The sequence below is a fragment of the Corynebacterium poyangense genome (genome assembly GCF_014522205.1).
Classification (GTDB): Bacteria; Actinomycetota; Actinomycetes; order Mycobacteriales; family Mycobacteriaceae; genus Corynebacterium; species Corynebacterium poyangense.
In genome coordinates this window covers 637,253-660,424 of the sequence record NZ_CP046884.1, presented here as the reverse complement: position 1 = coordinate 660,424, position 23,172 = coordinate 637,253, and the positions used below count along the sequence as shown (strand labels likewise).

The 23,172-nt window shown below is 53.2% G+C and carries 22 protein-coding genes; 14 read left to right on the top strand and 8 right to left on the bottom strand.

Annotation, left to right across the window (positions count from 1 at the left end):
• Positions 1–3: 3 nt before the first annotated feature.
• On the bottom strand, positions 4–927 hold the full coding sequence (locus GP475_RS03135; protein WP_187975206.1) for a phytoene/squalene synthase family protein: 924 nt from the start codon (positions 925–927) through the stop codon (positions 4–6).
• Between the two features lie 23 nt (positions 928–950).
• Between GP475_RS03135 and GP475_RS03130 the strand changes: the two genes are divergently transcribed.
• Complete coding sequence (locus GP475_RS03130) at positions 951–1,676, top strand: TIGR03089 family protein (protein ID WP_187975205.1); 726 nt, start codon at positions 951–953, stop codon at positions 1,674–1,676.
• Complete coding sequence (locus GP475_RS03125) at positions 1,673–2,824, top strand: ArsB/NhaD family transporter (RefSeq protein ID WP_187975204.1); 1,152 nt, start codon at positions 1,673–1,675, stop codon at positions 2,822–2,824. The genes GP475_RS03130 and GP475_RS03125 overlap by 4 nt, the downstream gene beginning before the upstream one ends.
• Positions 2,825–2,943: 119 nt before the next feature.
• Here GP475_RS03125 and GP475_RS03120 read toward each other — a convergent pair whose 3' ends face one another.
• Positions 2,944–4,215: an Nramp family divalent metal transporter gene (locus tag GP475_RS03120; RefSeq protein ID WP_187975203.1), complete on the bottom strand. Its 1,272-nt coding sequence runs from the start codon at positions 4,213–4,215 to the stop codon at positions 2,944–2,946.
• A 141-nt stretch (positions 4,216–4,356) separates the two neighbouring features.
• On the opposite strand from GP475_RS03120, the gene GP475_RS03115 reads away from it, so the two are divergent.
• From GP475_RS03115 to GP475_RS03095, 5 genes are all read left to right on the top strand, one after another.
• A complete protein-coding gene (locus GP475_RS03115) occupies positions 4,357–5,388 on the top strand; it encodes an ABC transporter ATP-binding protein (RefSeq protein WP_187975202.1) in 1,032 nt (343 codons plus the stop codon).
• A gap of 107 nt (positions 5,389–5,495) precedes the next feature.
• Complete coding sequence (locus tag GP475_RS03110; protein WP_187975201.1) at positions 5,496–6,767, top strand: ABC transporter substrate-binding protein; 1,272 nt, start codon at positions 5,496–5,498, stop codon at positions 6,765–6,767.
• A gap of 123 nt (positions 6,768–6,890) precedes the next feature.
• Complete coding sequence (locus tag GP475_RS03105) at positions 6,891–7,892, top strand: carbohydrate ABC transporter permease (protein ID WP_187975200.1); 1,002 nt, start codon at positions 6,891–6,893, stop codon at positions 7,890–7,892.
• A complete protein-coding gene (locus GP475_RS03100) occupies positions 7,889–8,725 on the top strand; it encodes a carbohydrate ABC transporter permease (RefSeq protein ID WP_187975199.1) in 837 nt (278 codons plus the stop codon). The genes GP475_RS03105 and GP475_RS03100 overlap by 4 nt, the downstream gene beginning before the upstream one ends.
• An 18-nt stretch (positions 8,726–8,743) precedes the next feature.
• Positions 8,744–8,989, top strand: a complete 246-nt coding sequence (locus GP475_RS03095; protein ID WP_187975198.1) for a hypothetical protein — start codon at positions 8,744–8,746, stop codon at positions 8,987–8,989.
• Here the strand turns inward: GP475_RS03095 and purE are convergent.
• Genes purE through GP475_RS03075 form a run of 4 tightly spaced genes read right to left on the bottom strand, consistent with a single transcriptional unit; the run spans position 8,986 to position 12,106 of the window.
• Positions 8,986–9,489 carry a 5-(carboxyamino)imidazole ribonucleotide mutase gene (purE, locus tag GP475_RS03090; protein WP_187975197.1) on the bottom strand — a complete coding sequence of 168 codons (504 nt, stop codon included), beginning with the start codon at positions 9,487–9,489 and terminating at the stop codon, positions 8,986–8,988. The genes GP475_RS03095 and purE overlap by 4 nt on opposite strands.
• Positions 9,490–9,541: 52 nt before the next feature.
• On the bottom strand, positions 9,542–10,768 hold the full coding sequence (locus GP475_RS03085) for a 5-(carboxyamino)imidazole ribonucleotide synthase (RefSeq protein WP_187975196.1): 1,227 nt from the start codon (positions 10,766–10,768) through the stop codon (positions 9,542–9,544).
• An 18-nt stretch (positions 10,769–10,786) separates the two neighbouring features.
• On the bottom strand, positions 10,787–11,263 hold the full coding sequence (locus GP475_RS03080) for a hypothetical protein (protein WP_187975195.1): 477 nt from the start codon (positions 11,261–11,263) through the stop codon (positions 10,787–10,789).
• A 24-nt stretch (positions 11,264–11,287) separates the two neighbouring features.
• Positions 11,288–12,106: a biotin--[acetyl-CoA-carboxylase] ligase gene (locus GP475_RS03075; protein ID WP_187975194.1), complete on the bottom strand. Its 819-nt coding sequence runs from the start codon at positions 12,104–12,106 to the stop codon at positions 11,288–11,290.
• 134 nt (positions 12,107–12,240) lie between these two features.
• Here GP475_RS03075 and GP475_RS03070 point away from each other — a divergent pair, with 134 nt between their 5' ends.
• From GP475_RS03070 to GP475_RS03055, 4 genes are read left to right on the top strand one after another with little or no spacing between them, the layout of a single operon-like run.
• A complete protein-coding gene (locus GP475_RS03070) occupies positions 12,241–13,872 on the top strand; it encodes an acyl-CoA carboxylase subunit beta (RefSeq protein ID WP_187975193.1) in 1,632 nt (543 codons plus the stop codon).
• A 45-nt stretch (positions 13,873–13,917) separates the two neighbouring features.
• Complete coding sequence (locus GP475_RS03065; protein ID WP_187975192.1) at positions 13,918–15,501, top strand: acyl-CoA carboxylase subunit beta; 1,584 nt, start codon at positions 13,918–13,920, stop codon at positions 15,499–15,501.
• 31 nt (positions 15,502–15,532) lie between these two features.
• Positions 15,533–15,751 (top strand): acyl-CoA carboxylase subunit epsilon, encoded by a 219-nt coding sequence (locus GP475_RS03060; protein ID WP_187975191.1) that lies wholly within the window; start codon positions 15,533–15,535, stop codon positions 15,749–15,751.
• A gap of 15 nt (positions 15,752–15,766) precedes the next feature.
• Positions 15,767–16,384, top strand: a complete 618-nt coding sequence (locus GP475_RS03055; RefSeq protein ID WP_187975190.1) for a Maf family protein — start codon at positions 15,767–15,769, stop codon at positions 16,382–16,384.
• On the opposite strand, the gene GP475_RS03050 is transcribed toward GP475_RS03055, so the two are convergent.
• Positions 16,381–18,549, bottom strand: coding sequence for an acyltransferase family protein (locus GP475_RS03050; protein ID WP_187975189.1), 2,169 nt, complete (start codon positions 18,547–18,549; stop codon positions 16,381–16,383). The two genes, GP475_RS03055 and GP475_RS03050, sit on opposite strands and share 4 nt — an antisense overlap.
• 117 nt (positions 18,550–18,666) lie before the next feature.
• Between GP475_RS03050 and GP475_RS03045 the strand changes: the two genes are divergently transcribed.
• Positions 18,667–19,077: a DUF3151 domain-containing protein gene (locus GP475_RS03045; protein ID WP_187975188.1), complete on the top strand. Its 411-nt coding sequence runs from the start codon at positions 18,667–18,669 to the stop codon at positions 19,075–19,077.
• On the opposite strand, the gene GP475_RS03040 is transcribed toward GP475_RS03045, so the two are convergent.
• Positions 19,066–20,118: a Cj0069 family protein gene (locus GP475_RS03040; protein ID WP_187975187.1), complete on the bottom strand. Its 1,053-nt coding sequence runs from the start codon at positions 20,116–20,118 to the stop codon at positions 19,066–19,068. The two genes, GP475_RS03045 and GP475_RS03040, sit on opposite strands and share 12 nt — an antisense overlap.
• A 211-nt stretch (positions 20,119–20,329) precedes the next feature.
• Here GP475_RS03040 and GP475_RS03035 point away from each other — a divergent pair, with 211 nt between their 5' ends.
• Positions 20,330–21,229 carry a sulfurtransferase gene (locus GP475_RS03035; RefSeq protein WP_187975186.1) on the top strand — a complete coding sequence of 300 codons (900 nt, stop codon included), beginning with the start codon at positions 20,330–20,332 and terminating at the stop codon, positions 21,227–21,229.
• A gap of 106 nt (positions 21,230–21,335) precedes the next feature.
• Positions 21,336–23,108: an acetyl/propionyl/methylcrotonyl-CoA carboxylase subunit alpha gene (locus GP475_RS03030; protein WP_187975185.1), complete on the top strand. Its 1,773-nt coding sequence runs from the start codon at positions 21,336–21,338 to the stop codon at positions 23,106–23,108.
• The last annotated feature ends 64 nt before the right edge of the window (positions 23,109–23,172 follow it).

Genomic DNA, 23,172 nt, shown 5'->3' with positions numbered 1-23,172 from the left:
TATTTATTTTCCCTTTCGACAATTCCGCCACTGGGTATACGTAACGGCTTTTAGAACTATTTTTAATTTCTCAGCGTTACTAATTCGTACTCGACTCTGCATAATCTCCGAGATAGTTCGAGAAGACAATTCCTCATGAAGTCGTCGAAAAAGAGCGCTGATTGACGCTACTGCAGGTTGAGAAAAAGCAGGAAGATCTTTAATAGCGGAATCTGCGCTGTCTAAATCCTTGGTAATTGATACCAAGAGATCGCCTAAAGCATCCTCGTGGAAGTCATCAGGACTAATCCCGGGAAGATAGGTGCGATGTAACTGTTGATAATCAGCCCCGATATCGCGCAGAAAATTGATTTTTTGAAAAGCCGCCCCTAGTGCCCGCGCTCCGGTATTCACCCGATCCTGTCGCTCCTTTTCCCACGGTGCCGAGGAGTCATGAGCTGCAAATACTGCAACGCACAACAAGCCGATGACCTCCGCGGAGCCATAGATATAGTGTGAAAGTTCCTCAGGGCTGTAACTATGGCCTTGAGGTTCGACGCAAATATCCTGACGCATAGAGCTGAAGAAGGAGCGGATTAAGTGCTCCGGGAAGTGGCAGCGGGCCGCAGTATCTGCGTAGGCATGCATAATCGGGTCAGTATGGAAGCGCTGGCTCGGCGCTTGGAGAACGCATTGTTCATAGTGATCCAGTGCGGCCCGAATATCCGTCGGGGATAATCCGGCTTGAGTTCCGGTACCATCGACAATCTCATCAGCGATACGAACGACCGCATAAAGATGACAAATATCTCGGGCGACTGCTGGCGGAAGTAAGGAAATCCCAAGCCCAAAACTCGTGGAATACCCTCGGACTACGCGCGCAGCGCAACGGTGGGCTACCTGATCCCACCGATGTAAGTCTTCTGGATGGGGAATCGGCACCGGCATAATTTCTACCGTACCCTGAGAGTATGGATTTGCTCGCAGACCTCTTAGCCGATGATCCAGCCACCCCCCGATTAACGGTGTACCAAGAAGATACCGGAGCTCGGCTTGACTTTTCCGCCCTGACTTTAGACAACTGGGCGGCAAAGGTTGGCAATATGCTCTGTGAAGAATTTGAGGCTGAACCAGGCGAGACATCCATTGAACTTCGATTGCCTGTGGGATGGCAAGCCGTGGTTATTGCGCTCGGCGCCGTCACCGCCGGAATAGATTTCACCCTGTGCCCAGTAGACAGCCCAGTCAACGGCGATATCGTGTTCTGCCGTTTAGCCGAGGCTGACACCGTTGCTGACTTAGCGAAAGAAAGCGGCGCAGAACTCGTTGTGCTTAGCGATGATCCTTTTGGTCGAGGAGTAACAGAAATCGGCAAGGAGCTTCCCACCCCCGAAGCCATAGACTTTGGGCCCACGGTCCGGTTCTATGGCGACCAATTTCTTCAGCCTGTACCTCCACTCAAGGAGCTAGTAGACACCTACCGTGCAACCACCGCCCCACCGCCCGGCGCTCAACACCCCACCTACTGCGCCGGAAAACGCTACCTATCACCCGGCTGGCACAGCACAGCTGATTTTTGGCACCAGGTTTTTGCCCCCCTAGCTGCCCAAGCCAGCATCGTGGTCGTTTCCGGCCTGGTGTCCACCGAACGCCTCAACGATATCGCCCAGCGGGAGAAGGTCGATATCCGACTGTGAAACTTCCCTTAAGTTTGGGCGCTAGCGCCGCACTAGCCCTCATCTGGCTTGGTTTTCTCGATAGTACTGCAGCGACATCTTTTCTTACCCGAGTCCTCGCGGTGCTTAGCTTCGCCAGCTTTATGACAATTATCGTCAATATTTCCTCCGACGCCGGAACCTTCGAAGCGTTGCTCTCTCGTGTTCAACCCCGCCGCCCGGCGAGCACCTGGCTAGTTATAGTGCTGTTGAGCCTCTTTTCCACCGTCTTCTTTTCCTTGGATACCACCGCGGTACTTATCACACCGGTAGCAATCCTCCTAGCAAGAAATACCCGAATTCCGGTGCTCCCAGCAGCACTATCTGTTATCTGGCTGGCCAATTTAGGATCCATGCTGCTGCCGATCTCTAATCTGACTAACCTCCTTGCAGTACAAACTGGTCTGATCTCCTCAACATCTGAATTCTTGGCCTATTCCTGGGCCCCGGCTAGTTATCTGGCCTTCATCGCAGCAGGAACTCCGCTCCTTCTCGCCGGAATAACCACATCCAGCCATCACGCCACCGCTCGTTACGAGGATTCATCTCACCGCGTCCCCCGCTTTCCACTCACCCCTGAAGTGCTCGCTCACACCACCGTCATAGTGGTCCTACTCCCCTTCCTTCTCACTCCCATCCCGGTGTGGCTCAGCGCTGGGATAGCAGCCGCCGCTAGCTGCCTTATTGCCCGTGTCTGTCGCCCTCACAGCGTGAATTTTCATATAGTCCCGTGGGGCTCAATGGCTTTTATTTTTGCCTTAACGTCCTGGGCCGCCCTCATTCATAAACTAGGACTTCTAGATCTGCTTCTTCATCCGCTTCAATCCTTCGACGGACATTCGCAACTCTGGGGACTTGGAATAGCAGGAGCCCTTGCTGCCAATCTCATCAACAATATTCCTGCCTACCTAGCTCTAGAACCCGCCGCGAACTCGCCTTCTGCGCTTTTCGCGTTGCTCCTGGGCGTCAACGCCGGCCCAGTGATTAGCCCGTGGGCGTCGTTAGCAACCTTGTTATGGGCAGATCAGATGAAACGCCGCGGCGAGACCGTCAATTGGTTAGCTTTTGCAGCCTTAGGACTCGTGCTCAGCATTCTAGCTCTGGGAGGTTCACTGTGGTTGTTGTCATAACGCAGCCACAACAAGGCACACGGTTTCTGCCAGATCAGTTGCCCACCCCTGTTCCGCTTCTCCTATTGCTTTTTGCTTCCGGACACAATTGATCTGAACTCCTGTGCCGGGAATGCAGATTATCCAGCAAAGACCTTGGTGAGCTCGTTGACACAGGTCATGATGAATAAAGCCGAAATAATGATCATCAAAGTATTAACGAACCATCCGTTGCGCCATTTTTGAGGAGTGTGTTTGGTGTTGAGCAAAAGCAAGAGAGTTAAACCTAAAAATGGCATGAAGAAGGCGCCGAGAACTCCATAGCTCAAGATCAAAAAGGTGGGTTTCCCGAGGAAATGGAGCAACATGGGTGGGAACGTTAGCCACAAGACGTAGAACCGGAAGTATTTGCCTCCGACGTGAACATCGTGATGATCCTGGGGGAGCTGTTTGAGATGACCAATATAATCCGCGAACATGAGGGACACCCCGTTCCAGACCCCCAGGATGGAAGAAAAGGCGGCTGCGAGAAAGCCGATGAGGTAGATCTTGCACACAACAGTTCCGTAGCGTTCCTGGAGAACAGTAGCAAGATCTAATAGCCCTGATTCTTGACTCCGAACGGCAATGTTGGCGTTATAAAGAAGATCACCACCGATGATGAGCATGGAGATCACGAAAATACCCGTCACTACATAGGCTACGGTGTTATCCCAGCGCATAATATTCATCCACTGGGGACCATGCCAGCCTTTTTCCCGGAACCAGTAACCGTAGGCTGCCAAAGTGATGGTTCCACCAATTCCTCCGGCTAGAGAGAGCACGTAGATAAAGGAATTCTCCGGCAACGTGGGAACCAGGCCGGTCAGTATCTCTGGGAGGTGTTTCAAGGACAGCGTGGCAATTCCCACGACAGTAAGAAACATCACCAGCACCATGAAGGACATGAGTTTTTCGATAAAGCGGTATCGGCCAAACCAAGCCAGAGCGAAGGTAATAAGCCCTGCCACGACCGCCCAAATCTTCAGATCCACTCCGGGGAAAAGCGCAGAAAGGGGTAACGCCACCCCGCTGGTACCCGCCGCTCCATAGACGAATCCCCAGATCACGATATAGGGGGCGAAATACCACGTGGTCCATACCCCAAGAGAACGCCAACCGTGGAAGATAGTGTTTCCCGTGGCCAGAGTATAACGACCTACTCCTTCTACCAGCACAATTTTCATAATCGTTCCGACTATGCATGCCCATAGCAGGGCATAACCAAATCTTTGGCCTGCGACCAGAGTTGCTACTAGATCAGCACCACCCACACCTGTGGCAGCAGCTACAAGCCCAGGTCCTATGACTTTCCACCGCGCGGTTTCTGGGGGAGTCGTTTCGGAATGCCCATTAGTCTCGTTGCTACTCATCGCTTATCCTTTCTCCAACTCAGTCCGTAATTTATTAATTGTGATTGGTACCACTTACTTACCCTATCGAATGATAGGTAATCCAACAAGAAGCGTTGTGATAGCGACCACCCCCGAAACAGCGTCTGATACTTTTTAGTCATGGCTTCGGTTAGCTTCGACAGCGTCACAATCCGCTACCCCGGTGCAGACACCCCCTCTGTACGGGATTTTCATCTTGACATCGAGGACGGGGAGTTCCTGGTTCTCGTCGGACCCTCAGGGTGCGGCAAATCCACCACCTTACGTTCTCTCGCCGGCCTTGAGCCGGTTGAGTCCGGCACCATCCGAATCGGCGGTCAAGATGTCACTCATATGGACCCAGCCGAACGTGACGTCGCTATGGTGTTTCAGAACTACGCCCTGTATCCGCACATGAGCGTGGCTAAAAATATGGGTTTTTCACTTTCCCTCAAGAAGGTGCCGAAGCCAGAGATTGAGCAGAAAGTCACCGAGGCCGCCAAACTCCTAGGTCTGGAAAACTACTTAGATCGTCGCCCTAAGGACCTTTCTGGTGGCCAACGTCAGCGCGTAGCAATGGGGCGAGCCATCGTGCGCAATCCTCGGGTTTTCCTCATGGATGAACCACTCTCCAACTTAGACGCCAAGTTAAGGGTTCAAACCCGCACGGAACTGGCAGCACTACAGCGTCGATTAGGTACGACGACGGTCTACGTCACCCATGACCAAGTTGAAGCGATGACCATGGGCGATCGAGTCGCGGTCCTTAAAGATGGGGTGCTACAGCAAGTCGCTCCTCCCCGAGAGCTGTATCGCCATCCCATGAATTCTTTCGTCGCCAGCTTTATTGGCTCTCCCGCCATGAATCTCTTCCGCTACCAGGACCACACGCATGGAGAAATTGAGCTCGGGATTCGTCCTGAACATGTCCGTGTTATTTCTGAGCAGAATGCACCCGCTGGCCATCCGAACCTTGCAGCGGTTGTCGATATCGTGGAAGAACTGGGCTCGGAAAGTTATGTCTATGCCCATAGCGTAGACACTCCAGACACCACCTTAGTGGCACGTTTAGGGGCCGATCACGTGCCCCAACGAGGCGACCATATCAATTTGACCTTTTCCCCGCAGGACGCCCACCTCTTCGATATCCATACCGGAGAACGCCTAGATTAGGCGTCGCGAATTAACCCCTCAAGGGGGTGACCTGCACCACTTTCTGGGTGTTTTTTTAGAAAAATCACTACATTTGTTGGGGAATCATTAACGGAAAGGTGTCATATATGTCGAGTCGACTCACCCGAAAAACCGGAGCCGTCCTGGCAGCCAGCGTCGTAGCTGGTTCTCTGATCCTGAGCGGTTGTTCTTCATCTTCATCAGACAGCACGCAAACCCCAACGGTTAACAACACTGACGGTCGCGGTCCGATCACGTTTGCCATGGGGAAGAATGACATTGACCTGGTCAAACCCATTGTGGAGTCCTGGAATTCACAACATGCCGATGAGAAAGTCACTTTGCATGAGCTAGCCGGTGAAGCTGATGACCAGCGAGATACCTTGGTGCAATCGCTCCAAGCCGGAAATTCCGAATACGACGTTATGGCGTTGGACGTGGTGTGGACGGCCGACTTCGCCGCCCATCAGTGGCTTGCCCCACTTACCGGAGATTTACAGGTAGATACCTCCGGTTTACTTCCCGCAACCGTCAAATCTGCCACCTACAACGGCACACTCTATGCATTGCCACAAAATACCAACGGCCAGCTCCTATTCCGCAACAAGGACCTGGTAGAGCACCAACCAGAAAATTGGACTCAGCTCAAACAAGACTGTGACTCCCGCCAGGGGGAAAAGAAATCCAAGGATTGCTTAACGCTTCAGCTAAAGCAATATGAAGGGCTCACCGTAAATACTGCCGACTTCATGGAAGGCTGGGGCGGTTCCATCCTTAACGAAGACGGCTCCCCCAATGTGGAATCCCAAGGTTCAAAAGATGGTCTACAAGCAATGGTGGATGGGCTGAAAGACAACACCATCGCTAAAGGATCGCTTTCGGCTACCGAAGAAGAAACCAACCAGGCTTTTGTTGGTGGAGACACCGCTTTTGCAGTCAACTGGCCGTATATGTACACCAATGCTGTTAAAGCTGGAATCCCCGTAGAGGTGCAACCTTTAGTCGGCAAAGATGGGGTTGGTGTTTCTACCCTCGGTGGCTATAACAATGGCATCAACATCAATTCTGAGCACAAAGCTACCGCTCGGGACTTCATTAAGTTCATCATCAATGAAGATAACCAGCGCTCTTTTGCAGATAATTCTTTCCCACCAGTTTTGTCCTCCATCTATGATGACGCTGAGCTAGTGAAGAAGTATCCCTATCTGCCCGCTCTGAAACTCTCCTTAGAAAACGCGGTTCCACGGCCGGTAAGCCCCTTCTACACCGCCATTTCCAAGGCCATCCAAGACAACGCCTACGCAGCCTTAACAGCTGGCCGTAGCGTTGATGACGCCACCAAGGATATGTCTGCCGCTATTACCAACGCGGCCGGATAATTCCGCTATAAGGTAATCTATAGCCTGCATTTTGAGTCACTCAGGTGCAGGCTTTCTTGCCTCAGCACTTCGGTTGTTTCATCGACAATTTGCCCAGTATTCCTCACGAAGGAGTCCTCAGCCATGGGGAAAACCAGACAGTTTCGAACCGCTGCCTTTCTCATTGCCCCCACCCTCATTGTGCTGGCAATAGTAATTGGATACCCGGTTCTTCGCGCTATTTTTCTGTCATTCCACGCGGACAAAACTCTCGACCCTGCTACCGGACTATTTACCTCCGGGGGATTTGCCGGGCTTGATCACTACCTCTATTGGCTCACCCAACGCTGCATGACTCCATCCGGAAAAGTAGGGACCTGCCCGCCAGGGGTGTTAGCAACCGATTTTTGGCCTGCTCTTCGCATCACCTTGTTCTTCACCGTGGTCACTGTCACCTTAGAAACGGTACTCGGCATGTCCATGGCCCTGGTAATGAACCGAGATTTCAAGGGCCGCGGCCTACTCAGAGCAGCGGTACTCGTGCCGTGGGCTATCCCTACTGCGGTCACCGCCAAATTGTGGCAATTTCTTTTCGCAGATCGAGGCCTTATCAATTCCCTCTTACCTCACCCCATAGCCTGGACTACTGACCCGTGGGCAGCTCGTGGAGCAGTTATCATCGCTGATGTCTGGAAAACTACTCCCTTTATGGCACTTCTCATCCTCGCTGGTTTACAAATGATTCCTCGGGATGTCTACGAAGCTGCTCGAGTAGACGGCGCTAAAACCTGGCAAAGTTTTGTCACTATTACTTTGCCTCTGGTGCGCCCTGCGCTCATGGTGGCCATATTGTTCCGAACTCTCGACGCCTTAAGAATGTATGACCTCCCTGTCATCATGATTTCCCCATCGGCAAATTCTCCCACGGCGACGATTTCTCAACTTGTCGTCAGTGATCTCCGCCAGAACAATTTCAACTCCGCTTCAGCCCTTTCTACCCTCATCTTTCTCCTGATTTTCTTTGTTGCTTTTATCATGATTCGTTTCCTAGGCGCCGACGTCGCTGGGTCTGAACGTGGTTCCCAACGGAAACTCTGGGGCAAAGATAAAGCGGCAAAACAGGAAGAATTGGAAAAAGTCTCATGAAACCCTCGGTGCCGGCAATAATCGGAAACTATCTTGGCGTCATTCTCATCCTTTTTTGGGGACTAGCTCCCTTTTATTGGATGGTGGTTACTGCTCTGAGAGAATCTCAATACACCTTCGACACCACCCCGTGGCCTACGCATCTTACTCTGAATAATTTCCGCGATGCTCTGGCCACCAACACGGGAAATGATTTTCTAGGCGCCATCACTAACTCCCTCATCATCGGTCTAGTCACCACCGCCCTAGCCGTCATGCTTGGAGTTTTTACCGCCTACGCTATTGCTCGCCTTGATTTTACCTTCAAAGGCGTAGTGACCGGAATCATCTTAGCGGCCTCCATGTTCCCCGGAATCGCCCTCGTTACTCCTCTTTTTCAGCTCTTCGGAGATCTCAACTGGATTGGCACCTACCAAGCCTTAATTATTCCGAATATTTCTTTCGCCCTGCCGCTTACCGTCTATACCTTGGTATCGTTCTTCCGCCAATTGCCCTGGGAATTAGAAGAAGCAGCTCGCGTTGACGGAGCTAGCCGGGGACAGGCTTTCCGTAAAGTACTTCTCCCCCTCGCCGCCCCGGCACTATTTACCACCGCTATTTTAGCTTTCATCGCCACGTGGAATGAGTTCATGCTCGCCCGACAATTGTCCACCAACGCCACTGAGCCAGTCACGGTAGCTATTGCTCGATTCTCCGGCCCCAGCCAGTTTGAGTTCCCCTACGCTGCTATTATGGCGGCTGGTTCCTTAGTGACAATCCCACTGATCATTATGGTTCTAGTATTCCAACGCCGAATTGTGGCTGGTTTGACCGCCGGCGGTGTTAAAGCCTAATACTCAGCGGGACTTACCATGAGTAAGGACAATGACTTCGTGGTTAACTCCCCAGACCCATCGCATCATTCCTCAGAGCGACGCGCAAAACTCAAGGCCGATACACTTTTAGGTTTTGTGGGGACCTTCGCGGTTCTTTCTCTCATCCAGGCAGTCGTCAATGTTTGCCAGCCAGAACCTCGAATCTGGCCAGCAATACTAGCTCTGGTGCTGGTGATTAGCACCGTGGCGATCTGGCGTTGGCGAAGCCAACGGTTTAACTAAGCTTCCCTCATCAATCGGTTGCGTAGTCGTTCATCTTTAGCTTCCACCTCAGCTGCCATCTGTGCTTGGTACTGTGCCATTTTCTTGCATAGTTCTGGGTCACCTGCGCCGAGAATTCGAACAGCCAAAAGGCCTGCGTTCTTAGCTCCTCCGATTGATACCGTCGCGACCGGTACCCCTCCTGGCATCTGCACAATAGAAAGCAGAGAGTCTAAACCATCAAGGTCCGCTAAAGCTCGTGGAATCCCAATTACCGGGAGTGGAGTGGCTGCGGCCACCATCCCTGGAAGATGCGCCGCTCCACCTGCGCAAGCAATGATGCATTTAATACCGCGTTGCTCAGCGGTTTGGGCATAGTCCAGCATCTTTTTTGGAGTCCGGTGAGCTGAAACTACTCCCACTTCAAAAGGGATATCAAAGTCTGCGAGGACCTCCGCCGCCGGGACCACGGTATCCCAATCAGAATCAGATCCCATAATTAATCCAACGCGAGGGTTCATGTCTGCTCCTTCACATAAAACCGAGGTAAGTAGGTGTTTAGGGTTTTTCGCTTTAGATTTCCATACCATCCGCCCACTCAGCATGGACCAGAAAATCAGCAGCTAAGCGAGCGTTTTCTCGGGTAGTAGCAACATCATCACCAGATACGTTCACATGCCCAATCTTTCGTCCTGGACGGTGAGTTTTCCCATAGAGGTGAATCTTCGCCTCGGGGAATCTGCGCCACACCTCCATCATTCGCTGGGACATCGGCATCGCGGGGTCGTTCGCTCCACCAAGTACGTTGGCCATGACGGTGACTGGGGCAAGCATAGACGTCGCACCTAAGGGCTGATCATTGACGGCTCGTAAATGCTGCTCAAACTGGCTTGTCACACACCCATCTTGAGTCCAGTGCCCAGTGTTGTGAGGACGCATGGCTAGCTCATTCACAGCAATGCTGGGCTGGTTAGCCTCATCGAGGTACTCGAAAAGCTCGACGGCTAACACTCCAGTAACCCCCAGTTCTTCGGCTATGCGCACTGCCAGATCTTGGGCCCGACGGCTAAGTTCGGGGCTGAGTCCCGGAGCTGGCGCTACGGCTTCGGCACAGATTCCTTCGCTTTGGACTGATTCCACCACAGGCCAGGCCCGCACCTCGCCAGATGGACGTCGTGCCACCATTGTAGAAAGTTCTCGGGTCAGCGGAACCTTCTTCTCAGCCATCAAGGGAGTTTCTTGAGCTCGCAGCTTCGTAACTAAGGCGGCGGCCTCATCTGGGGTGGAGGGGAACCACACACCGTGGCCGTCATAACCACCTCGGCACGCCTTGAGACACACCTCCCCTGACACTGCTTCAGCAAAATCCCGAATATCTTGCTCACAATTAATCGCCGCAAAGGGTGGGACCGGGGCACCAATTTCACGCAGTTTCTGGCGCATCAGCAATTTGTCTTGGGCGTAAATCAACGCCTCGGGACCAGGCTGGACATTGACCCCTTCAGCTATCAACTTGTGCAAGCATTCGGTGGGAACATGCTCATGGTCAAAGGTCAGTGCAGTGGCCCCCGCAGCAGCTTGTCGTAAATCAGCAAGGTTAGTGTAATCACCAATAAGGCAATCTGACACTACTTGGGCAGCAGATGCGTGTGGGGCTCCGGCCAGTAAACGAATGGATTGACCAAGCTCAATGGCGGCGCTGTGCATCATTCGGGCGAGTTGACCGTCACCTATCACGGTGGTGATGGGAACTCCGGGGGCATGAGCAGGATGTTGATCAGCAGAACTGGAATGTGTCACGGCCCTTACTATAACGACCTACCACGTTGCTATCTGCTGGCAGTAGGGGGCATGAGTTTCAATCATGGCCGCAACCTTCTTGGCTCGAGGAATCTGAGGGAAAAACATTGGTCGACGGTAACCGGCAACAGCTAGGGAAATTCCGCCACGACGTCGGGCAGCGCCTCGCACATCGCGGAGGGCAATACTATCAAGCGGAGCGCGTAGTTTAGGAGCACGGACAAGGATGCGATGGTTAGTCAGGATGAATCTTTGGCGCCGGGACCGCAAAAGCGGCACAATAAATCGCCACACCACCAATGCCATCCACAGCAATACCACCAGGTTGCGTTGCTGCATATCCACAGCAACGATCCCCCGGTCTAACCAGCCAATACCGATCCAGAAGATTCCGGTCATTGCCACTAATTCAAGGACAGGAAACACCATGGTACGCAGCGGAGCAGTCAGGTCTGCCTGCACCTGTTCTCCTGGGCCCAAGCGAAAATCTCCCATGTCGGCTTAGTTTAGCTTGTTGACTTAGCTATAGGTTTGTCCAGCACTGCGAAGGTGCGTTACATCGCCGGCGGATACCTCGTGAATCTGTCCGCTGGCTTCCTTCACTCTCAACCGACCGTCTTCAGCGATATCTGTGACGACACCGTGGATATTGCCGAGCGGTGCTTCAACCTGGACTTCAGCTGATAGGGTGGCACAGACTTTCCGATAGTCTTCGATGAGTAGTTGATGTGCTTGAGGGTCTGGAGAACCCCACTGTTGAAGTCGATGTTCTAGCCGCCGCAACGTAGCTATAGCAACATCCTGGGCGGTAGTTTCTATTCCCTGCAACCCTAAGGACGTAGCGTGCGGTACTGGTAATTGTTCCTCAGTAAGTGAGATATTAATGCCAAATCCAGTCACTACCCTAGGTGCCTGAGGAAACCCGATTCCTTCGGCTAAAATTCCGCAAATCTTCTTTCCAGACCACAACACATCATTGGGCCACTTCAACATCAGGTGATCGGCCACGTTTTCTCCTAGCTGTGGCCGCACAATATCCCGGAGTCCTTCGACTATCGCTAAGCCCGTCGCTAAAGGTAAGGTGCCGATAGCCTCACACTGCCGTGCACTCGGGTGGAGTAAAACGGAGCAAGCTAAAAGAGCCCCTGGCACAGCAATCCACTGTCTGCCCATCCGGCCCCGACCCTGGGTTTGGGAAGTAGTGAGCAATACTGACAACGGTGGGGCAAGTTGATCGGCTAAGAGCTCTGCATTAGTTGAGGTGCTTTCCTGAACCGCGGTAATGCGGCGATACCCCGGAAGTTCTTTCCTTAACAGGGTGGTATCAAAGACATCCATAAATTTATAGTCTAAGGCTTGCACTCATTTTGATTTAGTTTCCTGCCCCTAACCTGCATAAATTAAATTTTGTGAAAAAAATCACGTCGTTTCGTCTGGAAAACAAATATACTTGTGGTCTAGGCTCCCAAAACATGACCATTTCCTCACGTTTTGTAGAAGTCGAAGAGCTCCCTACCTTGAGCACCACTGCAGAAAAACTTGCTGATCTGCGCGCTCGCCGAGAAGAAGCCCAAGCCCCCATGGGCACTGCTGCTCATGACAAGGTTCGGGATGCAGGGCGGCTTACTGCCCGTGAAAGGCTCGACTACCTGCTTGATGAGGGATCCTTCGTGGAAACTGATCAGCTCGCCCGCCACCGCACTCATGACTTCGGTATGAATGCTCGACGCCCGGTCACTGATGGAATCGTTACCGGGTGGGGCACTATCGACGGCCGAGAAGTCTGCATTTTCTCCCAGGACGGAACGGTCTTTGGTGGAGCTCTCGGTGAGGTCTATGGCGAAAAAATGCTCAAGATCATGGAGCTGGCTACCACTACTGGTCGCCCTCTTATTGGTCTATATGAAGGTGCCGGCGCCCGCATCCAGGATGGCGCGGTCTCCTTGGACATGATTGCCCGCACGTTCTGGCACAACATCAATAATTCCGGCGTAGTTCCGCAGATTTCCGTTATTATGGGCGCCTGCGCTGGCGGTAATGCCTACTCCCCGGCCCTGACGGACTTCGTAGTTATGGTTGATAAAACGTCGAAGATGTTCGTCACCGGTCCGGACGTTATTACCACTGTCACCGGAGAAGAAATCACCCAGGAAGAGCTGGGTGGAGCTTCAGTTCATATGCTTCACGCCGGCAACTCTCATTACACTGCCCAAAGCGACGCCGAAGCTCTGGACTGGGTGGCTGATCTTGTGAGCTACCTTCCGTCCAATAACCGGCAACGACCACCAGCGGTTATCGCCGAACAGGATCACGGTTCGATTGATGACAACCTCACCCCGGATGATCTCAAACTCGATGGGATCATCCCGGACTCCCCCACGATTCCCTATGACGTCCACGAGGTTATTGAATGCCTCGTCGATGAGGGAGAATATCTAGAGATCCAGGCTGATCGAGCACCGAATGTGGTCATCGCTTTTGGTCGGATTGAAGGTGAGACTGTTGGGTTTGTTGCCAATCAACCAACACATTTTGCCGGATGCTTGGATATTGACTCTTCAGAAAAGGCCGCTCGATTTGTCCGTACGTGTGATGCCTTCAATATCCCGATTGTCATGCTGGTTGACGTTCCGGGGTTCCTCCCCGGCTCTAACCAAGAGCATGGTGGAATTCTCCGTCGGGGAGCTAAACTGCTCTATGCCTATGGTGAAGCAACCGTGCCGAAGATTACGGTGACTATGCGTAAGGCCTATGGCGGAGCCTACTGCGTGATGGGGTCTAAAGGTTTAGGCGCAGATGTCAATTTGGCCTGGCCAACTGCTCAAATTGCGGTCATGGGCGCGAAAGGTGCCGTGGGCTTTATCCACCGGAAGGAACTGAAAAACGCCGCCGAAAAAGGCTTAGATGTAGAGGCGCTAGCTGCCAGTTTTGAGCGTGAGTTTGAGGACTACATGCTCAATCCCTATAAGGCAGCCGAACGCGGCTTGATTGACGCGGTGATTTTGCCGTGCGAGACGCGTGGGGCGATTGTGCGGAACCTGCGGCTTTATCGCGACAAGAATGTTTCCCGCCCCGCTCGCAAGCACGGAAACATCCCACTATAAGCCCGGGTTCTCATTGCAGAAGGTTAGCACTTAGACTAATGAACCATGACTGCCGCTGAGAATGATCTGAAAACTACCGCCGGGAAAATCGCTGATCTGTCAACCCGCTTGGCTGAAACCCAAGCACCGGTTGGCAAAGAGACGGTGGAACAGACCCATTCTGCTGGTCGATTGACCGCCCGGGAACGGGTAGAAGCATTAGTAGATGAAGGCTCCTTCGTAGAGATCGACGCCCTTGCTCGGCATCGGGCCACGGACTTTGATGCAGACCGAAACCGGCCTCCCAGTGATGGAGTTGTCACCGGCTATGGCATGATTCAAGGCCGGAAAGTGTGTGTATTTTCCCAGGATGACACGATATTTCGTGGGCAGCTGGGAGAGGTACACGGGGAAAAGATCATGAAGGTCATTGAACTCGCCACCAAAACTGGTGTACCGCTCATCGGCTTCTATGAAGGTGCAGGGGCTCGACTAGTCGAAGGAATTGTGCCCTTAGCCATGCAAGCAAAAATCCTCAGCGCGTTATCGCGAGCTTCAGGATTAGTTCCTCATCTTGCCGTGGTGGATGGGCAATGCTGTGGCCCCCAGGCATTCATGCCGGCTTTGGCCGATGTGATTGTGATGGTGGGTGATCGTTCAGCCATGCACCTCACCGATCCCGACGTCGTTCGCACGGTCAGCGGAGTTGACACTGACCCCGTCGGGCTCGGTGGCACCCAGGTCCACCTGAGGGAGTCTGGAACCGCCCATCTCTATGCCGATACTGATCACGACGCTACCGCCGTGATTCACGATATTATTTCCCGGCTTCCGGTCAATAATCGTGCGCTCGCACCCCGGCTATCCGGTGAAGTACCCGAATCTGCGAACCCCGAATTGGACGCGATCATTCCGGATTCCAGCACTGCCCCCTATGACATGCGGGAAGTTCTCCGCCACGTAGTAGATGACGGAGATCTCCTTGAGCTGCAGGAAGACTTCGCTCCGAATATCATTACTGCTTTAGCCAGAATTGATGGTCGAAGTGTTGGTGTGATCGCTAATCAGCCCACCGAGGTAGCCGGGTGCTTGCATGAGGCCGCTGCTGCCAAAGCCGCCAGATTCATCCGCACCTGCGATGCTTTCAATATCAGCATCGTGGAATTCGTTGATATTCCCGGATTCCAACCGGCCGTTGAGGAAGAACATGGTGCTGTTTTGCGTCACGGGGCCGCCCTGGCGTACGCCTATGCCGAAGCCCAGGTTGGAAAAATTACGGTGATTGTCCGACGCGCTATGGGGCCGGGTTATGTCCTCATGGGGTCAAAGGACCTGGGCGCGGATCTGGTATTTGCCTGGCCTACTGCTGAAATTGCCGCCCAAGAGGCTTCAGGGGCGGTGCGCGAACTGTATCAACAGAAGCTAGAAAAAGCTTCTACTCAGGGCAAAGACACCGCCGAGATGATGCAACAGTACGAGGCGGAATACAGCGAGCGGTATCTCAACCCCTATGTTGCGGCGGAACGCGGACTTGTGGATGCGGTGATCCCGCCGTCGGACACTCGGAAACAATTGATCGACGGTCTGGAATTACTCGATCGAAAAGTGGTGTATCCGCCGCTAAAGAAACATGGCAATATCCCCCTCTAGAACATTACGACGTCAGGAACAACACGAGATTATGAATGAAGCTCCACTTTTTCGAGTTATCAAAGGCAATCCCAGCGCACCTGAGGTAGCCGCGCTAACCGCCGTTATTCAACAAAAAATCCGCGCCGCTGAAAATCAAAAGCGGCAACGAAGTGACTCGGACCCCAACCTGTGGGGTCGGTTCGCTGACCGGCTGCACCCGCACACCATCTACAATCCCGCTGCCTTTAGCACGGTAACCTTCACATAACGACCTTTTTCAGTGATGACACGACTTATCTTGGCCTCGTCCTCCCCCTCTCGGCGCGCAATTTTAGAATCCGCCGGAGTGGAACCAGTTGTGTCCCCCGCTAATGTCGATGAGGAACGCATCCAATCTGAACTCGGCGCTCACGCAGCACCTGAGGATGTGGTGGCCACACTCGCCAGAGCAAAAGCTACCAGCGTGGCTCAGAATTTCCCCGCGGATGTGGTGGTGGGGTGTGACTCCATGCTTTTGCTCGATGGGCAACTGCTAGGTAAGCCTCATGATCCGGCAACAACCGTTGCTCGGTGGCGTGCGCAAGCGGGAAAAACAGGAGAACTTCTCACTGGACACTGTGTCCTCGGGCCAAATAATCAGCGCTATGAAGAGGTAGCGCGCACGGACGTCCATTTCGCTGACGCTAAAGAGGAAGACATCATCGCCTACGCGCAAACCGGAGAGCCACTCGAATGTGCCGGGGCATTTACTCTTGAAGCCCTAGGCGGGTGGTTCATTGATGGCATTTCCGGTGACCCCTCCAGCGTCATTGGCCTGTCTTTGCCTACCGTGCGCCACGCTCTCTACAGCATGGGTTTGAGCGTCCACCATTTTTGGAACCGAAAACCGGCCGACGCCTAACCGTGGTGGCGTTTATGCTGAACTTTCCGGGCCTGATCAATAACTGGTTTAAGTTTCTCCCACAATAACGGTGCCATGGAGCGGGAATAATCATCAGAAATGTGGTTTGAATCCCGGTAAACCCAAATATTGCCGATCTCTGGACCGCACCAACCATCCGGACAGAACCAAGGGCGGGTATCCACCGGCACCATGTCCCGAGCAAGGAGCTTCGACCGGGCAGGATCAGTCTTGTCATAGAAATCTGCACTCGCCATCCCGCACACCGAGGTGTCTTTTTCTTCCACTGCGCAAATCGAAGGGAATTTATCTTTCCCATCTGGCCAGAAGAACCACGGATTATCTCTCAGTCCCACAAAGGGAATGTCCTGACTTTTCAGGAAATCCCAGAACTCTACATAGCCCTCGGGAACGCTGTCGCGCTTTTCTCCCAATTCATACATGGGCCGGGTGGAATTTGAGATGACTACATCCGGTTGGTCCTGGATAATGCGGTCACGGACGGTCTTATTAAATTCCGCACATTCTTCGGAAAAAGCGCCTTCGTTGTCATGAACAAAAGAGGGGCAAGATTGTCGGACAAAGGGAATAACTCGGAAATTATTTTGCTTGCCCAATATGTCTAATGCTGCTCCCCATTGATCTGCGTGGGAGCCTCCGGTCAGATACACCGTAAGGCTTGCTTCTGGATCACCAAATACACAATGGCCGCTGGGAATACCCCCATCATCGTCAGCCGGAAGTTCGGTAGGATCCTGAGCAAGGCCAGACATACAGTTTTCATTCCAGAACATAGACAGCGAATCCGGCAAGAGATAGGGATCCGGTTCCGGGGGAATATCAGGGGCTTCGGCACCGCGTAACACTCGTGCGCCAGGGTATTCCTGCGGATCCAAATAATTAGCGTTGATATTTCTAATCTGGTTAATCCACAGCGGCGGGGCGATTATGCACGCCGACATCATTAATCCCACCAGAACACCTCCGGCAGCTCTACGTCGAGCCGGTAATAAGGTGCGGGTCTCCCACCATGCTTGGCGAACTCTGCCCTCACCGCGCCGCGGCCGAGGTGCTTTTTGGCGCAGCGGCTTTTCAATGAAACGATGGCTAAGGTCCGCCAATAGTACCGAGACAGCAATAACGCTGATCCCTAACCACAAGGGTGCGAGATCGACCCGGAAGAGTGCCAGCGAGAGGATCAGCAAAGGCCAATGCCATAGATACAGCGTATAGGCAATATCACCAAGCCACCGCATACTTCGGCTAGCGAGGAATATCGATGCAGGACCAGAACCCAAGATGACGAGAACTGCCCCGCCCAGGGGGTAAAGAGTAGCTGGACCGGGGAAGACGGCCGCGCCATCGAATAAGAAGCCGGTGGTAATGACCATGGCGAGGCCGATGATGGTAAAGATTGAGCGGACTACGTGATTGATGGAAATTTTCGGGCCAATCAGCGCCAATAATGCCCCGAGGCTCAGCTCCCACATCCTTGACCAGGTGGAGTAGTAATTGAGCTGTTGATCGTGGGGGTGAAGCCACGCAGCGTAGCCGAAAGACACGATTGTGACGATGCTTAACACCGGGATGGCGACTGCCCGGATAGAGGATGTAGCCCGTTCCGGGCCGCCTTCTTTGCCACGCTTCTTTTGTAACCTGCGGCGTTGCAGCCGAAGACTCCAACCGCAGCCGAGCGCAAAAAGAATGCCTAGGAGATAGAACTGCCCTTGGACAGACATTGACCAGAGGTGTTGAAGGGGGCTGATACCCCAGGATGCCGCTTGGTAGCCGGTCTCTTGGATAGCGAGTTCCCAGTTTTGATAATAAAGCACGCTCGCGATGAGTTGGCGGGCTAAATCCACCCGACGTAAGTCTGAGAAGAAGAACACCACAAGTACGGCGCATACCATGACGACGGTGACGAGCACCGGGAATAGGCGTCGTATCATTCGCCACACGGGCCACCAAGGATTGAGGGTAGCGTCCCGGCGCGCCGCGTAGCGTAGTTGTGATCCGAGGAAAAAATAACCCGATAGGAGAAGGAAGACATCTACACCGCCGGAGACACGCCCCACAAAAACGTGGAAGATTACCACGAAGGCTATTGCAATACCCCGGAGTCCGTCGAGGTCATAGCGGTATTTCTCCTGAACCTGCGCCTCCACCTATATAAAACCTCTACTTAGTACATCGGCTGATAATTCCCATTATTCCTATCATGCAGACAGTCTCCAGGTCCCGGTTAGGGCTACCTGTGTCGGATATCGCCTACAGTGGTTTCCATGGAATTCAAAGACATGCTAGCCCCTCCCCCGATTAAGTTGCCGGAAGATCCCGCCCAGGAACTAGACCCGCGTGAAGTCAGCACCGCCCTACACCATCCGGAAAGCCCCCTGGTGTGGGCGGTTCGTGCTGAAGATGCGTTGCTCAGCGCACACAGCGATGAAGAAAAGCTACAGGCCTACGCTTTTGCTAGGACCGGCTATCACCGTGGCTTAGATCGGTTACGCGGGAATGGATGGAAAGGCTGGGGGCCGGTGCCATTTTCGCACCGACCCAATCAAGGCGTACTACGCGCTATTGCTGCCCTTGCTCTTGCTGCTCGAGCTATTGGTGAAGACGCGGAATATGATCGGTGTCGGCAGATGTTGTCCGACGCCGACCCAGATTCTGTTGCTGCTTTACTTGGCTAATACTCGCCCGATAGCTTCCTTAGCCACCAATTCCTGGATGCCCATATCAAGCTCAGAGGTGAAACCAACACAAGAGCAGTTGATTTCGCCGAGGACATAGGTATCAGAACCATCTTCAGCAGTGTCGAGCATGAAATCAGCCGTCCAGATCAGCGGGATATTATCGCCACCGAGCTTTTCTGCAATCACTGGCCTAGCTTCAGCAAACATATCCACCAAATCTTGCCAGGATTCCGGCTTGTCATAGGTGTACTGCGCACCAGAGAACAAAGTAGCTGAGAAGTTATCCCCGCCGGCGGCTGGCTTCTTATGAACAACGAACACAGGGTGCGGACCAACCAGCAGAATACGGATTTCTCCCTCCACGATCCGCGGCATGAAACGCATATCCACCAACATGCCGTTGTCACCAATAATGTACTGATCACAGAAGTCCATGAACTCACCGAGCTCGCGGATTTCGGTGTGGTTATCCACTGCTTCAGTGCACTTGAGTTTGGTGTCTAGCGGCAGTGCGGTCCCAGGTTGAACAGAAGCTGCAAGGTCCTTGTCTTCCAACTGGACTCGCCAAATTCCTGATCCAGTAGATCCACGGTTCTGCTTAAGGACTCGCTCCCCATAGGACAGAGAGGTGGGGAAAGTCTGGTGGAAGGACTCTACGTCATAATACGCTGCGGTGTCGGTGGGAACGAGATCTGTTTGGTTCAACTTGACGAGGGCGTCCTTGGCACCGTAAGCCATCATTTCTTCCGGGGTGGACATTCCCACGAGGCCGGCCTCAGAAAGCCTGGTCAACAGATCAAAATATCCCTTTTCACCACCGGGGATATTTCCCGGGTTGACCCTGGAAATATAGGCATCGAAGTTCTCCGACACATAGGTAAAGAGATCTTCGGCCCATTCTGGACGGTAGTACACCACCTCAGATTTCCAACCCGCGTCGCGAATAGCGCGAACAATAGGCATGGTGTCTTTGCGGTGGCCATCAAAGTATTTATCGGATCCGCCCTCAACTTCGAAGACGACAATGCTCTGGTGCACGAATCTAGCCTTTCCTAGGTGGTTTAAGGAGAGCCAACGACCGCCAATTTTGGGGACGCTACCTGCGATTCTAAGATAGGTTACCGACGCTGTGGGCTGGTTTTTCAAGGGAGTAATCAATACCACACCCGCTTGAGGGCATGACCATTTTGTACTAAACCACTAGTCTGAGAGTGGCAGCTTAAGAATCCTGAGGAAAGGCCTTCAGACTATGACAGTCCCCTTTGATCCGGCCCCGCAATTCCGTGAATTCGCGCACCCCGAACGGCTCGTCTCCGCCTCCTGGCTTTCCGCACGCCTGGGTGGCCCAGGGCTAAAAGTCGTGGAGTCTGATCAGGATTCTTTGCTCTACGACATCGGACACATACCCGGTGCCGTTCGCCTAGATTGGCGTCGGGAATTAAATAACGCATTATTCCGCGACATCGTAGACCCAGAAACCTTCGCCCGGGTCATGAGCGAGAAAGGAATTTCTCGGGATGACACCGTGGTGGTGTACGGAGATCACTCCAACTGGTGGGCAGCTTTCACGGTATGGATTCTGGAACTTTTTGGCCACCAGGATGTGCGTCTTCTTGATGGAGGACGAGACGCCTGGATGGCTGAGGAACGCGATACCTCATTTGCCGTTCCGCATTATCCACGCAGTGATTACCCCGTGGTGGAACGCAATGATGAACAACTCCGCGCCTTTGTCTCCGAGGTCCACGAAGCTATTGGCTCAGTGCCACTCGTTGATGTCCGGAATCCTGAGGAGTACCAAGGAGAATCCGAACATAATACCTCCGACCATGCTCTTAGTGCCCAGCGTCAAGGACATATCCCCAGCGCGGTGAATTACCCTTGGGGGAAAACTGTCGACGCCACCGGCCGGTTCCGCTCCCGTGCAGTTTTGGAAGAGATTTATCGCGACCTTAATCCAGAAAACCCGACGATTGTCTATTGCCATTTAGGGGATCGTTCCGCACATACCTGGTTTGTTCTGAAATATTTGTTGGGCTTTGAGAATGTTCGTAATTACGACGGATCCTGGGCGGAATGGGGAAATATGGTTCGAATGCCTATTGCCCGAGGCAAAGAACCCGGCGAAGTTCCGCAAGAATTACGCTAAACAGCACTATTCTTGATATTCGCATAGCTAGTGTAATTTTGCCCATTAAACAATTGCCACTATGATCGTGCAGAGTAATAAACGGTTCATCAAGGAGGACGCGCCTGTGCCAGCAGAATCCCGGGAAATTCATAAGGTACTCATTGCTAATCGAGGCGAAATTGCGGTCCGGGTCATTCGGGCTGCTAAAGACGCTGGAATAAGTAGCGTTGCAGTTTATGCCGAACCCGATGCCCAAGCGCCCTTTGTCACCATGGCGGATGAGGCTTTTGCCTTAGGTGGGCATACCTCTGCTGAATCCTATTTAGTGATTGACAAGGTCATCGATGCAGCGAAGAAATCCGGGGCAGATGCCATCCATCCAGGCTACGGATTCCTTTCCGAAAATGCAGATTTTGCTCAAGCAGTCATTGACGCTGGGATTACCTGGATTGGCCCTTCCCCCCAGTCCATCCGTGAATTAGGGGATAAAGTCACCGCCCGTCACATTGCCATGCAGGCGGATGCCCCCATGGCTCCGGGAACGAAGGAACCCGTCAAAGACGCTGCTGAGGTGCGAGCTTTCGCGGAAGAACACGGACTTCCTATCGCCATCAAAGCCGCTTTTGGTGGCGGCGGTCGCGGCATGAAGGTGGCCTACACCATGGAAGAGGTGGAGGATCTATTTGAATCCGCCACTCGCGAAGCCAAGGCTGCTTTTGGTCGTGGTGAATGCTTCGTCGAACGTTATCTTGACAAGGCTCGCCACGTGGAATGCCAGGTCTTAGCTGATCAACACGGAAATGTGGTCGTAGCCGGAACCCGTGACTGTTCCCTCCAGCGTCGATTCCAAAAACTCGTTGAAGAAGCTCCCGCACCATTTTTGAGCGAGGAACAACGCACTCGGCTACATGAATCGGCCAAGGCGATCTGTCGCGAAGCCGGATACTATGGCGCCGGCACCGTGGAATATCTGGTGGGTTCAGACGGACTCATTTCTTTCCTTGAGGTGAACACGCGGTTGCAGGTAGAGCACCCCGTGACTGAGGCCACCACCGGGCTTGATCTGGTGCGAGAACAATTCCGCATCGCTGAAGGGAAAACACTTCGGCTGACTGAGGATCCCGCACCCCGCGGCCATGCTATTGAGTTCCGGATCAACGGTGAAGACGCCGGTTCCAGTTTTATGCCAGCTCCGGGAACTGTCACAACGTTCCGTACCCCGGCTGGACCTGGTGTACGCGTCGATTCTGGGGTGGAGCAAGGTTCCGTAATCGGTGGCCAGTTTGACTCTATGCTTGCCAAACTGATTGTGGTGGGAGAAACCCGCGAAGAGGCTTTGCAACGAGCGCGTCGAGCCCTGGATGAATTTGTTGTTGAGGGAATCCCCACGGTTATTCCCTTCCACCGCCATATTGTGGAGCATCCAGCTTTTGTCGCTGAGGATAATGATTTCCAGGTCTACACCAAGTGGATTGAAGAAGCATGGGATAACCCCATCCAGCCTTACCACAGTGACGATGCCCTGGATGACGATGATGCTCTAGTACTCAGTGAACGCGTGGTTGTCGAAATTGATGGACGCCGAGTTGAGGTTGCTTTGCCGGCCGGATTTGGATCCGGCGCTGGGGTGAAGAAGAAGCCACGGCGACGTCGAGCTTCTGCGGCGAAATCCGCAGTTTCTGGCGATGCAGTCACCGCCCCCATGCAAGGCACCGTGATTAAGGTGAATGTTGCTGAAGGAGACACAGTTTCCGAGGGGGATACCGTTGTGGTTTTGGAAGCCATGAAGATGGAAAACCCGGTGAAAGCCCACAAGTCAGGAACTATTAAGTCTTTGTCTGTCGAGGCCGGCGGCACCGTCACTAAAGGTGCCGTGTTGCTAGAAATCGAAGACTAGTCAGAACAACAACGACTGGACATAGCTTCACTGAGCTATCTCCAGTCGTTTTTCTGTCCCCGAG

Coding starts and splice junctions, on each gene's coding strand:
- GP475_RS03120 (WP_187975203.1), bottom strand. CDS start 4,215: ATGAGTAGCAACGAGACTAATGGGCATTCCGAAACGACTCCCCCAGAA.
- GP475_RS03075 (WP_187975194.1), bottom strand. CDS start 12,106: ATGGATGTCTTTGATACCACCCTGTTAAGGAAAGAACTTCCGGGGTAT.
- GP475_RS03135 (WP_187975206.1), bottom strand. CDS start 927: ATGCCGGTGCCGATTCCCCATCCAGAAGACTTACATCGGTGGGATCAG.
- GP475_RS03105 (WP_187975200.1), top strand. CDS start 6,891: ATGGGGAAAACCAGACAGTTTCGAACCGCTGCCTTTCTCATTGCCCCC.
- GP475_RS03070 (WP_187975193.1), top strand. CDS start 12,241: ATGACCATTTCCTCACGTTTTGTAGAAGTCGAAGAGCTCCCTACCTTG.
- GP475_RS03045 (WP_187975188.1), top strand. CDS start 18,667: ATGGAATTCAAAGACATGCTAGCCCCTCCCCCGATTAAGTTGCCGGAA.
- GP475_RS03055 (WP_187975190.1), top strand. CDS start 15,767: ATGACACGACTTATCTTGGCCTCGTCCTCCCCCTCTCGGCGCGCAATT.
- GP475_RS03100 (WP_187975199.1), top strand. CDS start 7,889: ATGAAACCCTCGGTGCCGGCAATAATCGGAAACTATCTTGGCGTCATT.
- GP475_RS03060 (WP_187975191.1), top strand. CDS start 15,533: ATGAATGAAGCTCCACTTTTTCGAGTTATCAAAGGCAATCCCAGCGCA.
- GP475_RS03065 (WP_187975192.1), top strand. CDS start 13,918: ATGACTGCCGCTGAGAATGATCTGAAAACTACCGCCGGGAAAATCGCT.
- GP475_RS03095 (WP_187975198.1), top strand. CDS start 8,744: ATGAGTAAGGACAATGACTTCGTGGTTAACTCCCCAGACCCATCGCAT.
- purE (WP_187975197.1), bottom strand. CDS start 9,489: ATGAACCCTCGCGTTGGATTAATTATGGGATCTGATTCTGATTGGGAT.
- GP475_RS03035 (WP_187975186.1), top strand. CDS start 20,330: ATGACAGTCCCCTTTGATCCGGCCCCGCAATTCCGTGAATTCGCGCAC.
- GP475_RS03115 (WP_187975202.1), top strand. CDS start 4,357: ATGGCTTCGGTTAGCTTCGACAGCGTCACAATCCGCTACCCCGGTGCA.
- GP475_RS03080 (WP_187975195.1), bottom strand. CDS start 11,263: ATGGGAGATTTTCGCTTGGGCCCAGGAGAACAGGTGCAGGCAGACCTG.
- GP475_RS03110 (WP_187975201.1), top strand. CDS start 5,496: ATGTCGAGTCGACTCACCCGAAAAACCGGAGCCGTCCTGGCAGCCAGC.
- GP475_RS03130 (WP_187975205.1), top strand. CDS start 951: ATGGATTTGCTCGCAGACCTCTTAGCCGATGATCCAGCCACCCCCCGA.